Origin of the sequence: Nitrospira japonica, from assembly GCF_900169565.1 — a bacterium.
Taxonomy (GTDB): domain Bacteria; phylum Nitrospirota; class Nitrospiria; order Nitrospirales; family Nitrospiraceae; genus Nitrospira_C; species Nitrospira_C japonica_A.
In genome coordinates, this window is record NZ_LT828648.1 from 3,150,277 (window position 1) to 3,164,270 (window position 13,994).

Below are 13,994 nucleotides of genomic sequence, written 5' to 3' on the forward strand. Positions count from 1 at the left end.
AAGATCTCTCTGCCTGGACGAAGCTCACTCTATTCCTCTTCGGTCGTTAGAAAAGGCTCGTGCCGGGAGGTGAGGGCCATGACCGTTTCGTAGAGTCGTTCGCTGGCTTCCTCCTTCGATACAAAGGCCGATGCGCCGGCCTTGCGCATCGATTCCCGGACATGCGGTGTATCGTTCACGGAGACTGCAATAATGACCGTTTCAGGGTGTTCTTTCTTGATCCGCGTGGTCGCCTCGATACCATCCATGCGCGGCATATTGATGTCCATGATGATGACGTCCGGCGCCCGCTTCGTTGCGATCGAGACTGCTTCCCGGCCGTCTGCCGCTTCCCCGATGATGAACAAATCAGGGTATTGGTCTAGGATGGCTCGAAGCCCCTGGCGGACCATGGCATGATCGTCCACGAGTAACACGCGGCGCACCCCGGTCGTCTTCGCTGATGGTGAAGAAACCTGTCCTTTATCTCCTGTTGCCTCCGAAGTCGATACGGACGGGGTGAGCGGGAGGCCCAATGTGACGGTCGTTCCCTTTCCCGGAACACTTTCGACTCGCAACCATCCTCCCAATTCCTCCATGCGTTCTTTGACGCTGAACAGTCCAAAACGATGCCCAGGCTGAGCTGGGGCGAGGCTGTCGGTGTTGAACCCCTGTCCATGATCCTGGACCGAGATTCTTAAGAGATGATCCGTCGCTTCCAACGTGAGGATAGCGTGATTCGTCCCGGCATGTTTGGCGACATTAAGCAGTAATTCGCGAATCGAGTGGAACAGTAAGATCGCTTGATGTTCAGCTAGCGTCAGCGTGGATGTGCCGACATGCGTTTCGACCGTGAGGCGATCTTTCTCCATCTGTTCAGCCAACCATTGGAGTGCGGTCGGTAGACCGAATTCATGCAATACCGATGGACTTAACTCCGCCATCAACGTTCTGGTGTAGTCGAGAGCTTTGATGAATGTGTCATCGACCTCTTGAAACAGCGTCTCCGCAGGGCCGCCCTTGCTCCGGAATTGTGCATGCAGGCTCGACAACTTCATCTTGCCGAGCACCAGCAACTGAGCCAAATAATCGTGCAGTTCTCCGGCCATGCGCTTACGCTCGCGCTGTTCGGTCAAGGTCAGCGTTTGAGCCATGGTGCGCAACCGTGACTGCGTGTGGACCAGCTCTTGCGTCCGCTTGTTCACCAATCGTTCAGCCTGGTCGAGGAACCGCGCTTCAAGGTCCTTTCTCTCTTGTACGGCGGCGGCCAGGGCCAATGCCATGAGCGAATTCACGGCGAGAAAGGCTTGCCCGAGCAAGAGCGATTCGTTTTCCGAAGTACTGGCAAATGGACCGCGGCCATGAATTGTGCCGAACGTGGCCCATCCGGCCAGGAGGACCGTGAGGGTGGCCGTCTCTCGCGGGCCGAAATGGAAGGCCGCCCAGATCATGATGGGCACGAGCAGAAACTGCAGCGGATACTTGTGTCCCGTGTTCATCAGCGGGCCAAAGATCACGGCACAGGTGAGGAGAAGCACAAGGAGTAAAAGCCCCAGCTCGAGCCCTTGTTGGCGAGTCCACTCTATGCGCGGATATTGCGCCCAGAGCAGGATCGCCGGTGTGACAATCAGAATGCCGGTTGCGTCACCCATCCACCACGTGAGCCAGATGACGACGAACTGTTCCGGTGCGGCATGCTGGCCCAGCAAGAGGCTGCCTGCCCCGATCGTGGCGCTGACCGTCGGACTCAGAAATCCTGCGAGAAGCGCGGACTTTAAAATATCAGGTGTCGATTCAAATGCCTGAAGACCATGCGCGAATCTTTGCAAGAGCCACGCAGCAAGAATCCCTTCGAGTGTATTGCCGACCGCAATCGCGGCCGATGTCACAAGTGAACCCATCGTCGTGACATTGACGAGGAAGGCCCCGGCGAGGATCGCCGGCCAAATGGAAGGTCCGAACAGAAGCAGCAAGGCGATCGCCATTCCGGCGGGAGCCCAGACCGGCGATGCACTCACGTGCACAGAGGCAAAGCCGAGGCCGATCTTTCCGGCCAAGAAATAGACGCCGGTCACGAGCGCCATGACGGCCACGTTCACGGCCGGGCGCTGATGAGGCAGAAAAGGCATGGTTGCCCACATCACGTAGGAATTGAACTATAAAGGAAGGAGTATGCTGGGATCCAGCCACAAAGATGACGCTGAAATGAAGCAGGGCGGGAGAGATCGAAACGAAAGATGCGGCTATCGTGGCCGGAGACAGGCTTCCACGGCAACGGCATCGCCGCGCTCCATGGCCGCCTGCACCCGCAGGGACTCGACGTCTCTGTTCACGGATGCCACTGCCACAATCTTGCCATTCTTGCGATACGCCACGAGACAATCGCGGTCCGGAATGCTACCGGTCACGCTCGCCTCATCCCATTCCGGAGCCGCACCCACATAAGCAATCGTCACGTCGTAATGTGCGCTCCAGAAAAAGGGAACGGCGGCGTACGGCTGGTTGAGACCCAACATGTTTCGTGCAGCGGCTTGACCCTGCTGCTCAGCCACGACCCAGTGCTCGACCCGTAGCGAGGTTCCGCTGTAGCGGTCCGGCCAGCGCACGATGTCGCCGGCTGCCCAAATGTGCGGATTGCTCGTCCGCAAGTATTCGTCCACCAGCACGCCTCGATCAATCCGTAATCCCGCCTGTTCGGCCAGATCCAGATTCGGGCGAACCCCGATGCCCACGACCACGAGATCGGCATCGAGCGTCGTTCCGTTCTTCAGCGTGGCCGATTTCCCGGTGATCGACGTGACGGTCTGTCCCAAATGGAACTGCACGCCATGCTGCTCGTGCAGCTCGCGCACGAAGCGGCCCAATTCGGGCCCGAGCACGCGCTGCATGGGAATCTCGTCAGGCGCCACCACGTGCACGTCGAGCCCTCTCGTCCGGAGGGAGGCCGCGACTTCCAGCCCGATGAAACTCGCACCGACCACGACCGCATGCCTCGCTGTCGTCGCACGCTCGATGATGGCGCGGCTGTCGCGCAACGTGCGCAGCGTGAACACATGAGGCAAATCGGCACCGGCTACGTTCAGTTTGACCGGCGACGCACCGGTGGCCAGCAACAAGGCACCGTATTCGAGGCGCCGGCCGTCGTCCAGTCCGACCGCGCGCGCATCCGGAATGAGCCGGACGATGCGGCGGCCCGTGAGCAGGTCGATCTTGGTCTGCTGGTACCAATCGAGCGGACGGAGCGGAATCCATTCTTCCGGCGCCTTGCCGGCCAGATAGTCCTTGGAAATGTTCGGACGGTCATAAGGGCCGGCGTCATCGCCCGAGATGATCGTCACCGGCCGTTCATAGCCCAGGCGCCTGAGCATCTCCGCCGCGGCAAACCCGGCGGCACCGCCGCCCACGATGATGACGGAAGAGGGGACGGAAGTCGATGGAGCGTGAGCGGGAGGCGCCGATAGCTTTTGGTTGACGAATAGACGGCCACCGCGCTTCTCCGTCGAATAGCAGGCCACCGGATCGAAGGCGGGAGCATGGACGGCTTCTCCCGTCTCGGGTCGAAAACAGGCGTGATGCCACGGACAGCGAACCACCGATCCATCGAACAGGCCTTCGGCCAAAGGGCCTCCGTAGTGCGTGCACTTGGCACCCATGGCATGCACCGTCGTACCCTTGCGGACCAGCAGCACCGGCTCTCCATTGAAGTGACCGAGGAGCATGCCCCCGTCAGGGAGCTCGCTCGATGCCGCTCCCACGGTTCGCAGATCGGGTCCGGACAACGACTCTCCACCGTTCTCGCTCATGAGATCCTTCCCTCACAGGGTTCGTTCACTGTTAGCATCGTCCGAGAACAATCCAGAACTAGTGAATCCCCTCATCAACCCTGACAGACCTTTTCGCCCGGCAGCGCACCGTACCATGGAAGACGCTTGACCGGCAGTGCAAATCTTGTCTAAATCCTCATTGATTTGCAACTGCATCCGCTTCGATGTTTCGTAAAACATTCTGATGCCGACGAAACTGTCGGCGATGTCGCACCGCTTGTAGGAGGATATCCCTGTGCCAACGCGAAAGGTGGAATTTCAATTCATCACAGGCTTGAAGCGCTCGATCTTTCGAAATGCTCGCCTGCGCGGCAGCTGGAACGCGAATGGCCGGTATTCTGCCGATTGGACGGAATCTCCGATGCAGAAGACGGTCGGAGAAGATGGCTGCCCCGTCTTCAAGGCCTCGGTCTCACTCGATCTCGCCGATCAGGGCACGCTCTTTCGCTGGGGAGTGGTCGTAGACGATCCGCAGGGCAATAATTTGTGGGGTATTCCGACCGAAATCCCGGATATGAATTCCGCTGACCGTTATCGGCAGTTCGGTCTGACTCCCGGGAGCTCGGCCCAAATCGAGCGCTATTACCTGACGTACGGCCGGCGGTTGGGAGCCAACAAACACTTCGCAACAGCAACCTCCAAGCCCGGTCTGCGTTTTGCCGTCTGGGCGCCCAATGCACGAAGCGTCGAGGTGGTCTTCGGAAAGCCTTTGAACGGCCATATTGCCGACGATGGCACCGGAATCGATGCAGCTCAACCGGTCGTGACGCTGTCTCGGGGCGCCGACGGTATGTGGCAGGGTGGTCCTCCCGGCAACTTTGCATCGTTCATGAGCCTTCCATATATGTACCGCATCGTCAACGCCGGCGGGGACACGGTCTACCGGACCGACATTTTTTCCCGCAGTCAAATCGGCAGAGGCGGCATCAAGCCTCCCGATGGAGCGGGTTGGACAGGGACGGTGGACCAGCTGGATGGCACGGTGAGCTGCAGCGTCGTGATCGATCCTGACGTGGTCCGCCGCACGTTCGAATCGACGGCTCCCGGTGCGGCGCCGGATCTCATCTCCGCCGAAGAATTCTGGACCACGGAATTCACTCATGGGCGGCCGGTTCCCAATCGTCTCGAAGACCTCGTCATTTATGAATTGCATGTCGGTTCATTGGGATTCGGGAAGACGGGCGCGGGGGATCTGAGCGATGCGATGTCGTTTCTTGATCACCTGGTTCTGCTCGGTGTGAACGCCGTCGAACTCCTCCCGATGGCGGAATTTTCCGGGAATGTGGGATGGGGATATGGCGACAGCCATCCCTTTTGCATCGAATCGAGCGCCGGCGGACGCGACAAGTACCGCCATTTCGTCCGCGAGTGCCACCGGCGCGGCATGGCCGTGATTCAGGACGTGGTCTACAACCACTACGACAACGACGCGGAGCGGGCTCAATGGCAGTATGATTCGACCGCTCCTGAACAGAACATCTACTACTGGTATGAGGGGCGCTCGTCCGATTATGCGTTCCCGGACGGCGGCTATCTGAATAACGGCTCCTCAGGGTACACCCCCCGGTTCTGGGAAGATGTCGTCCGCCAGCAGTTTATTAGTAGTGCGGCTTTTTTGACCGAGGAAATGCATGTCGATGGGTTGCGGGTCGATCTGACCCAGGCGATTCACCGCGATAACACGCTCAATGCCGATGGGCGTTCCATCGGCAGCGCCAATCTGTTCGGGCAAAAGTTCTTGCGTGAGTGGAGTCGAACGCTTCATATGATTCGTCCGACTACGATCCTGATCGCGGAAGACCATACGGGATGGGACGCGGTGACGCAACCGCCCGCGCAAGGCGGATTGGGATTTGACGGTACGTGGCACGTCGCGTTCTATCACGATCTCATTGGAGATTCGGACATGTCGGGTGACCGGGCTCGTCTGCTGAAACGAGCGGGGCTTGACGGGATTGATCCGCTTCAGATGGATTGGTTTGCGGGATCGCTGTACGACACCCAATACAGGCGGGTCGTCTTTCACGAATCGCACGATGAAGCGGGGAATGCGTCTGGGACCGCAAGGACCATGGTCGTGGCCGTCAATGATGCTCCGCTGGTGGATGCCACGAGAATGGCCGCAGAGTCCCGGTCACGCCTGTCCTTCGGTCTCTCGCTGCTCTCCGCCGGTACGCCGATGTTTTTCATGGGAGAAGAGATCGGGGCCCAGAAGCGGTATACGTTCAACGGGTTTCTTCAACACCGGGAAGACATCCTCGGCGAGCGGACCGGGAACGGCAAGGCTCTCTTTCGCTTCTATCAGGATGTCATCGATCTCGGCCGGCGTCTCGAATCAGTCCGCAGCCACAACATCGACATCCTCCACCAGTCCAACGCCAACCGCGTGATGGCCTGGAAACGATGGGACGGCGCGGAGCAGGTCATCGTGGCTGCGAGCTTCAATAATGCGCCGTTCGCAAATGGCTATGTGATCGCGAAGGATGCGCTCGCGATCCCCGATGCCGGATGGAAGGAAGTGTTGAATAGCGATGCGGTCATCTATGGCGGTCAGAACGTCGGGAATTCCGGCGCCATAATACCTTCCAGCTCAGGCCAGCTTGAAGTCGTGATACCCGCCAACGGCTTTGTGGTGCTCATCAAGCAATGACGCGAACATACAAGCGTGCTCCACGTGTATGCGATCGGGCATAGAGGTGGTGAAATTCGTGGCACCACGCCCGCTTCATCGATCGCTGGAGTGAATGGCGCCTGCAGAGCTCTGTCTGTCCTAGCGCAGGGCAGGATTGTTGCGGCGCGTATGCCTCCTAGTCTCATGATGACATCTTACCAAACCGTCCGCTTGCTTCTTCCCAAGGATTCAAGAGTCCTCTCACTTTCCTCTTTTTTCATCTCGGCGCTTCGCGTACCATTTTCACATGACTGATCAGGCACAACACCTCACACCGGGCACTTTGCCGGCCTCCTTGCGTGAACGGATGGAGCACGCGCGCCGGTGCGGCGCCATCCAGTTCATGCAGACGTGCCTGGACGTCATTGAACAGGAGGGGATCCCGTTCCAGGTGCGGATCATGGAATCCCTGGCCAAAAAAGCAACCGCTGCAAGCGGTGGCGCGAACGTCAACCCGTTTCTTCCCTGTGATCCCGACCTTTTCGTCGCGCCGATTTCTCCGACGCATCTCGCCTTGCTGAACAAGTTCAACGTGGTCGAGGGTCACTTACTGATCGTCACCCGAAGCTTCGAAGATCAGTGCTGTCAGCTCACGCAGAAAGACTGTGAAGCGCTGCTGATCACTCTCACGGAGATTGACGGACTGATCTTCTACAATGCGGGACGGGAGGCAGGGGCAAGCCAGTCGCACAAACACTTCCAGCTGCTGCCGTTGGACGCCATCGGTCCGATCCCGATCGAGCCGTTGTTCCGCTTTGCACATCCGGATGAGATGGTGGGAACCGTCCCGAAGCTTCAGTTCCGCCATGCCTATGCCGGAATGGATGCGGACTGGACGAATCCGGAAAAGCTCAGCGGCGCGTCCTTCCATGCCTGCTACCGCCAACTCCTTCACACGGCCGGCCTGTCGGTGGAGGCCGCCACAGGAAGCCATGCACTGACGGCTCCGTACAATCTCCTCGTGACTCGGAAGTGGGCCTTACTCGTGCCCCGATCGCGAGAACGCTTCGAAGATATTTCCATCAATGCATTGGGATTCGCCGGAACCTTCCTCGTGAAAGACCAACGCCAACTCGAGACGCTACGGCGAATGGGACCGCTGACCGCGCTTCGGCATGTCTCTTTTCCGAATCCCGCCTGAACGCTTCTTTCGACTTCCATCACCTCGTGAACCTGACGTCTTCATCATTCGAAATGGAGGACGGTCTGCCCGTCATGCGGGGAGCGTCTATATTTGATGACGGAGAGTTCCTCCAAACAACACCGGAGGATTTCCGCCTCGTGGCAGGTCAACGTTCTTGCATCAGAGAGATGCCGGTAGAGCTGCTCGGTCGCGATGATAAAGTCCTGTATTTCCTTTTTGATCGGCAAAGCGACCCCTCGTCTCATTGTTCTTCCATGCAGCATGATCGTTCGTTGTATCGGCTTTGGGCCAGCTCGGTACATCTGGGATTGCCCTAGTCGCGTCTGTGATGGAGACGGGTCCGGGCTGCCTTCGCTATGTTCAGGAGATGACAGAGGTTGACGGAACCGCCTGAATACTATAGAGTGAAGCCACCTCGATCGTAGTAGTCCGGCGACGAGCCAATCCAAACACACGGACTTCGCGATCGCATCGCGGCCAGGTCCTGTTCGGAGCGGATTCTCCTCTTCCCGATTCTGACTCCCCTCGGTTCTCTGATTTTCGTCACCATGCGATCCAACTGAAAGGATAGTGTCGTGCACACGACTGTTCCCACGAGTTTTCACGCCCTCGGTCTGTCCAAAGGTCTCCTTCACAATCTCACGAAAGCCGGTTTTCAGAACCCATCGGCCATTCAGGCCGAAGCTATTCCACATGCGCTGGCCGGCCGCGACGTCCTCGGCTGCGCACAGACGGGCACGGGCAAAACGGCGGCCTTCGTCGTTCCGCTGATCGAACGGCTGGCCGCCGATCCCAAGGGACATCCCCGCGCCTTGATCCTGGCGCCCACCAGGGAGTTGGCCATTCAGATCCAGAGCACGATCGATCGGCTCGCCAAAAATCTCGGCGTCTTCGCGACCACGCTGGTCGGCGGCGCGGACATGCAAGCGCAGGTGAGGGGATTGCAACAGCGGCCTGACATTCTGGTCGCTACGCCGGGCCGCCTGTTGGACCATATGTGGAACGGGACCATCAATCTCGGATTGATGGAGATCCTAGTGCTGGATGAAGCCGACCGCATGCTGGACATGGGCTTCGCACCGCAGATCAATCAGATTCTCGACGCGCTGCCGGAAGACCGGCAGACCCTGCTGTTCTCCGCGACGTTGCCGGCCGATCTCACACGCCTGGTGCAGGCGAACGTCAAGGATCCCGTCCATGTGACGGTGACGCCTCCTGCCACGACGGCGGACGGCGTGACGCAGGCGCTGCACCATACGACGCATGCGCGGAAGGGCGAGCTCCTCGTGTCGCTCCTCGGCGCAGAAAAGGAGACCGTGCTCGTCTTTACCGGCACGAAGCATCGCGCCGACCGGATCGGTCGTTTGCTCGGCGAAGCCGGGCACAAAGTGGCGGTCCTGCACGGAGACCGGACCCTCCCGCAGCGGCGGGCGGCGCTCGAAGGCTTCAAGCGCGGGACCTATCGCGTGCTCGTGGCGACGGACATCGCCGCTCGCGGCATCGACGTGGCCAACATCGGCCATGTGGTCAACTACGATCTCCCGCAATGTCCGGAGGACTATGTCCACCGGATCGGCCGCACCGCGCGCATGAAAACCACCGGCCGCGCCACCAGCTTCGTGACGGCCGAGGACCGCCCGCAACTCCTGGCCATCGAATCCCTGCTGGGTCAACCGGTTCCGCTTGCCCCAGGCAGCCCGGCGCCGCGACCGAACGGCCACGGCAATGAAGGTGGTGACCGCGGGCATGCGGGACGATCCCGACGATCAAACCATCATCGTCGCCCCATGGTCCAAGCTCCCGCCTCGGGACAATCCCAGGTCTAAGCCGTCTTGACCGGTTCCTGACCGGAGCGTAGAGTAAAGGATCTGTCGTACACTACCTCAGAATTATGGAGGTGGTTGCCGCCATGATTCTCCGCTTCTCTCCCGTTCGAACTCGTTCCCTCAATCGCCAGGCGCGACGCTCTTCCCGGATACCAGTCCGGGACGTGACGGGTATCGCCGTTCCGGATCAACAACCCATTCATATCGCTTGCGCCATACGGCGGTCCGCGCGTTTGCCGCGCGCCGACCTGCCGGAAGGCGAAAGGAGGTCGTGATGTCGTACCGTTACAATTCCGTCGACATCATCGTGGGTGTCGGCATGTGTGCGATTCTCTTCGGTGCTCTCCTGCTCTTTGCGGCTGCCAACGGCACCTACCAGGTGGCCGTCCCCGAGCCCGCCATCACGCAAGAACCGGTCGAAAGCCTGAGCGGACTGAACTGGCTCCAACCCGTCATTGGCCAGGCGCTGGTCGATGGCGCCATCTTCGAGCGCCGGACCAATCAACTCCTCGATCAATCCACCGCCGAATTAAACCGGGCGACGATCGCGGCGAATGACTTCACCTCCACCGCGGAAGATCCGTTCGGTTCGGTGATGCATCAAGCGGAAATGATGCCGGTCGCCCATCAAGCTCGTGTTCAGGGCATCATGGGGCGCGCCATTGTCAATGACACGAAACGAGGAATCAGAAGCGGCGTGCTGTCCGCCGACTTGTATCTGTCGGATTACAACACCCGCATGATCCGCACGATCGAAACCAGGGGACAGCAGCTTGACGAGGAGTTTGCCTCCACCTGGCAAGCCGTCCTGGGACGAAGCATCGTGGACGCGTTTCAGCGTTACACGGATCGAGCCGGCGCAATTCAGGAACAAATGGGATCGGCGCTGGTGCACCTGACGCAAGGGCAGTGGATGGCGGAGGAAGGCGGCACGGCGCTGGCCTCGCAGATGGGAAGTCTCGTTCTCGCCGCAGTGCGGACGGAAGCACTGGAGGAACGGCTCACGTTGCTGGCAGCCATCGAGTCGTCTCCTGAAGAACCGGCCCTGCCCACGACCGAACCGGCCTCCTGGCCGGACATTCCAGTCGGCTTCGTTGCCGCTGCCGGCGTCTTGTTGATGGCCGTTTTCTTCGGCGGAATCACGTTGTCGGCACAGCGACGGGATCGTATTGCCATGGCCGAGATCCAGCACCAGGCGTCCAAGTGGGTCTATCGGCCGGCCGCCTGAGCGGCGCAAGAAGGGACTCGCGCGTTCATGCGCGCGAGCAGGTGACATATGTCGCTCGTCTATTGGGGAATCGTGACGGGTCTCGTATTGATGGTCGTGACGCTGTTCGTCAGTTTTGCCTTGATCGGGTCAAAGGCCAGACCATCCGACGCATCAAGGCAAAGCCTCGAGGAGTTGAAAGAGCACATCGCACGGGCGTCAAGCGGCCGTCGTGCGGCCTGAGTGACGCCGAGGCAATAAACCTCATTCCAGGCCGCCATGGTTCATGGCGCCTGGAAGAACCTATGAGGTGCACTATGGTGGAGATGATTGGTGTCGTCACAATCTGTGCGCTTCTCTGGTTGCAAGCCTGGTCGATGGCACGGGAGAGCGATTCTGAAAGAAAACGGACGCATCTATCTCACGAAGGGAATCACTCTCTGGACGTCACACCGACGCACGCGCGGCCGAGACAGGCGGCCTGAGTCCGGTTACGTAGATTGACTCATGAGACCGTTCGAGGCTCCCTGATCAGGGAAAGGAAAGGTCTGTACTGAACCGGGGCTGTGAACAAAACCATTACGAGAGGACTCGCGGCTGCGCAGTACCGGCGATGACATCCTCGGTGATTTCGACGGATTTTACGCTGCCCATGGCCGGTACCTCGTACATGAGATCGAGCATGACTTCCTCCAGTATGGTGCGCAAGGCCCGCGCGCCGGTCTTCATGAGCGCTGCGCGCCGCGCCACCGCCCTCACGGCCGAGTCGCTGAACGTCAATTCGACGCCTTCGATCTCGAAGAGAGCCTGATATTGTTTGACCAGCGCGTTGCGCGGCTCGGTCAGCACCCGGATCAGTGCCGGCACATCAAGGTCGGCCAGGGTCGTGAGAACGGGGAATCGTCCGACGAATTCCGGGATGAGCCCGAATTTCAGCAAGTCTTCCGATCGCACCCGGCCGAGGATTTCGGTATGGCCGTCGATGCCGACGGACGGATCGTGCATATCAAATCCAAGCCGCTTCGGCATCGTCCGTTCCGCGATGATGTGATCCAGCCCCACGAAAGCTCCGCCCGCGATGAACAGGATGTCCGTCGTATCGACGCGGATGAACTCCTGCTCCGGATGTTTTCTCCCGCCTTTCTGCGGCACGTTACAGGTGGTGCCTTCGACCAGCTTGAGGAGCGCCTGCTGAACCCCTTCGCCGGACACGTCGCGGGTCAATGAAGGACTCTCGGACTTGCGGCTGATCTTGTCGATTTCGTCGATATAGATGATACCGGTCTCGGCACGCGGGACGTCGTAATCGCAATTCTGCAAGAGTTTCAATACGACGTTTTCGACGTCCTCGCCCACGTAACCGGCTTCGGTCAGGGTGGTGGCATCCGCGATGGCAAAGGGCACGTGGAGAATCCGCGCCAATGTCTGCGACAAGAGGGTTTTGCCCGTTCCCGTCGACCCGATCATCAAGATGTTGCCCTTTTGCAGGCCGACGTGTTTGAGACGGTCGCGATTCACGATGCGCTTGTAGTGATTGTGGACCGCGACCGCCAGCACCTTCTTAGCGCGCTCCTGGCCGATTACGAACTCGTCGAGCGTCGCTTTGATGTCGGTCGGCTTGGGAATCACGGAGGGCAGGGAGGAGGACGTTGAAGGCTGTCCAATCCGATCCCTATTCAGCGAACGCTGCAGGCACTCTTCGCAGATGAGGACCTTGGAGATGACGCCGCAGGACTTGCAGCTGTGCTCGACGGGGCTGGCGACGAGGTTGCGGACCGTGGTCTCGCTCCTCCCACAAAACCAGCAGACGGGTCTCGGCTCGGGCGACGGGTGGACTCGGTCCCAAAACACGCTCTGTCCCTCCTGATGCCTGACCGGCAACTGCTTCGCGGGCGGCCGTCATCGCCTATGCAGCGCGCTGAGGACACTGGAACCCTGTGCGAGAGAGATTGGGATAGGGACCCGAACGAGATAGAAGCGGGAGAGAGAGGCGCTTTGTCGGTCTTCCCGTACACGGGAGATTGTGTTGCCGTTTCAAATCCGGCCAATGCGACCGACGTGAAACCCGCCTCTATCTCGGCGGGCCATTGAGGTCCGGTGGACTGAGGTCTTCCATGACTGACCTCCTCTTATTCGTACACTATGACCTCTCATACGCCTCGGCCACGTTCCTGTCAATGGTCTTATAGACCAACCCTCTTACCATCGACCTGCATTCTATCTGCCTGGCTCGAAATCTTAGAACTTGACTCCGGTCTTCATTGCGCCCATCGTACTGGCCATGCTGTCAGGCGTGAAGCGACGCTGACGGCTGCCCTATCTCTCGCGCTTCACATTTCTTTTCGCGCGACTGATTCTCCAGCCTCCGCCGCTCACACACGCCACGAGATTCTTGCCCGCACAGTGCCGTCCGGTCAGGCCGCACCAGAACAAAGAGTCGGCTCTCCGGATCAGCACAGGTATTGAGTACGATGCCGAGGCAAGACCTGCGCAGTGAACCTATTGCGAGGAGGTGCATGATTGGCAGTGAACACACCGCTTTTCTGGTTCAGACAGGCAGGCTCCGTCGAAGAACGAAGCCGGAGTCAGTTCACCCATGCACGGACCTAATTTCATAGCCGAAGAGGAGGTTCACCATGCTACGTCGAGGTGTACTCATCTTGTGCGGAAGTCTTGTGTTGTTCCTCGGACTGGCTCCCTGTTCGTCCAACGCCCAGACCGCCGCTACCCCACCCCCACCGCCCATCGCTGACCAACCTCAGATGGTCCCGTCGGATCGTCCGGAAACAGCGACGACGGCCGACCGCGCATCCTACGACCGCCAGCTATCCGAAGCCGTGGCCCACGCGCGGAAGGCCGAGGTCGCCGGCAACGAAGGGAACATTCCTGAGATGCTGCGACACACAAACATGTCATTGGAGCAAGCCAAGGCGGCGCAAGTGGCCGGTGCCAATCCCGATCTGGACGACGGTATCGCAAATCTGAAAGAAACCATCATGGTCGGAAAGCGCGATCAGATTGCCCCATCCTCCATCAAAGAGGCTCGGGTCAAGCTGGTGCAGGCCTCAGCCGTCCATCCAGTCAGCACGGCCGGCACGAAAAGTTCCCGAATCCTGACAGGGGAGTTGAGACGGACGACGACCATCTCGACCTTTCCGGAGCAGGAAGCCTATGTCGTCAGAGATCCTCAGACCGGCGCCGACACGCCGGTATTCATGTCTCCGGAGATGAGCCGTCAGGTCAAAGAGGGAGACATGGTGCAGACGCAGATTGACTCGCAAGGTCGCGTGGTCGCGATTTCCCCGAAGTCGCCTAATAAATAGGGAAGCTTGCGGAGGGCGGG

The 13,994-nt window shown here is 59.6% G+C and carries 9 protein-coding genes; 6 read left to right on the forward strand and 3 right to left on the reverse strand.

The features are described 5' to 3' along the window. Positions 1-29: 29 nt before the first annotated feature. Complete coding sequence (locus tag NSJP_RS15005) at positions 30-2,108, reverse strand: MASE1 domain-containing protein (RefSeq protein WP_172834369.1); 2,079 nt, start codon at positions 2,106-2,108, stop codon at positions 30-32. Positions 2,109-2,222: 114 nt separating this feature from the next. Next, positions 2,223-3,782 carry an FAD-dependent oxidoreductase gene (locus NSJP_RS15010; RefSeq protein WP_080887675.1) on the reverse strand — a complete coding sequence of 520 codons (1,560 nt, stop codon included), beginning with the start codon at positions 3,780-3,782 and terminating at the stop codon, positions 2,223-2,225. Positions 3,783-4,038: 256 nt separating this feature from the next. Between NSJP_RS15010 and NSJP_RS15015 the strand changes: the two genes are divergently transcribed. From NSJP_RS15015 to NSJP_RS19370, 5 genes are all read left to right on the forward strand, one after another. Continuing rightward, on the forward strand, positions 4,039-6,453 hold the full coding sequence (locus NSJP_RS15015) for an alpha-amylase family glycosyl hydrolase (protein WP_080887676.1): 2,415 nt from the start codon (positions 4,039-4,041) through the stop codon (positions 6,451-6,453). Between the two features lie 268 nt (positions 6,454-6,721). Continuing rightward, a complete protein-coding gene (locus NSJP_RS15020) occupies positions 6,722-7,615 on the forward strand; it encodes an ATP adenylyltransferase family protein (RefSeq protein ID WP_080887677.1) in 894 nt (297 codons plus the stop codon). Positions 7,616-8,193: 578 nt separating this feature from the next. Beyond that, on the forward strand, positions 8,194-9,444 hold the full coding sequence (locus NSJP_RS15030; protein WP_080887679.1) for a DEAD/DEAH box helicase: 1,251 nt from the start codon (positions 8,194-8,196) through the stop codon (positions 9,442-9,444). Between the two features lie 274 nt (positions 9,445-9,718). Next, the gene (locus NSJP_RS15035; protein ID WP_080887680.1) at positions 9,719-10,672 is read left to right on the forward strand and encodes a hypothetical protein; all 954 of its coding nucleotides are present in this window, start codon (positions 9,719-9,721) and stop codon (positions 10,670-10,672) included. 48 nt (positions 10,673-10,720) lie between these two features. Continuing rightward, complete coding sequence (locus NSJP_RS19370; RefSeq protein ID WP_155970282.1) at positions 10,721-10,894, forward strand: hypothetical protein; 174 nt, start codon at positions 10,721-10,723, stop codon at positions 10,892-10,894. A 336-nt stretch (positions 10,895-11,230) separates the two neighbouring features. Here NSJP_RS19370 and clpX read toward each other — a convergent pair whose 3' ends face one another. After that, entirely contained in the window at positions 11,231-12,502 is a 1,272-nt protein-coding gene (clpX, locus tag NSJP_RS15040; protein ID WP_080887681.1) for an ATP-dependent Clp protease ATP-binding subunit ClpX, read from the reverse strand. Positions 12,503-13,287: 785 nt separating this feature from the next. On the opposite strand from clpX, the gene NSJP_RS15045 reads away from it, so the two are divergent. Beyond that, positions 13,288-13,974 carry a small metal-binding protein SmbP gene (locus NSJP_RS15045; protein ID WP_080887682.1) on the forward strand — a complete coding sequence of 229 codons (687 nt, stop codon included), beginning with the start codon at positions 13,288-13,290 and terminating at the stop codon, positions 13,972-13,974. Positions 13,975-13,994: the final 20 nt, after the last annotated feature.

Coding starts and splice junctions, on each gene's coding strand:
- NSJP_RS15010 (WP_080887675.1), bottom strand. CDS start 3,782: ATGAGCGAGAACGGTGGAGAGTCGTTGTCCGGACCCGATCTGCGAACC.
- NSJP_RS15020 (WP_080887677.1), top strand. CDS start 6,722: ATGACTGATCAGGCACAACACCTCACACCGGGCACTTTGCCGGCCTCC.
- NSJP_RS15035 (WP_080887680.1), top strand. CDS start 9,719: ATGTCGTACCGTTACAATTCCGTCGACATCATCGTGGGTGTCGGCATG.
- NSJP_RS19370 (WP_155970282.1), top strand. CDS start 10,721: ATGTCGCTCGTCTATTGGGGAATCGTGACGGGTCTCGTATTGATGGTC.
- NSJP_RS15045 (WP_080887682.1), top strand. CDS start 13,288: ATGCTACGTCGAGGTGTACTCATCTTGTGCGGAAGTCTTGTGTTGTTC.
- NSJP_RS15005 (WP_172834369.1), bottom strand. CDS start 2,108: ATGCCTTTTCTGCCTCATCAGCGCCCGGCCGTGAACGTGGCCGTCATG.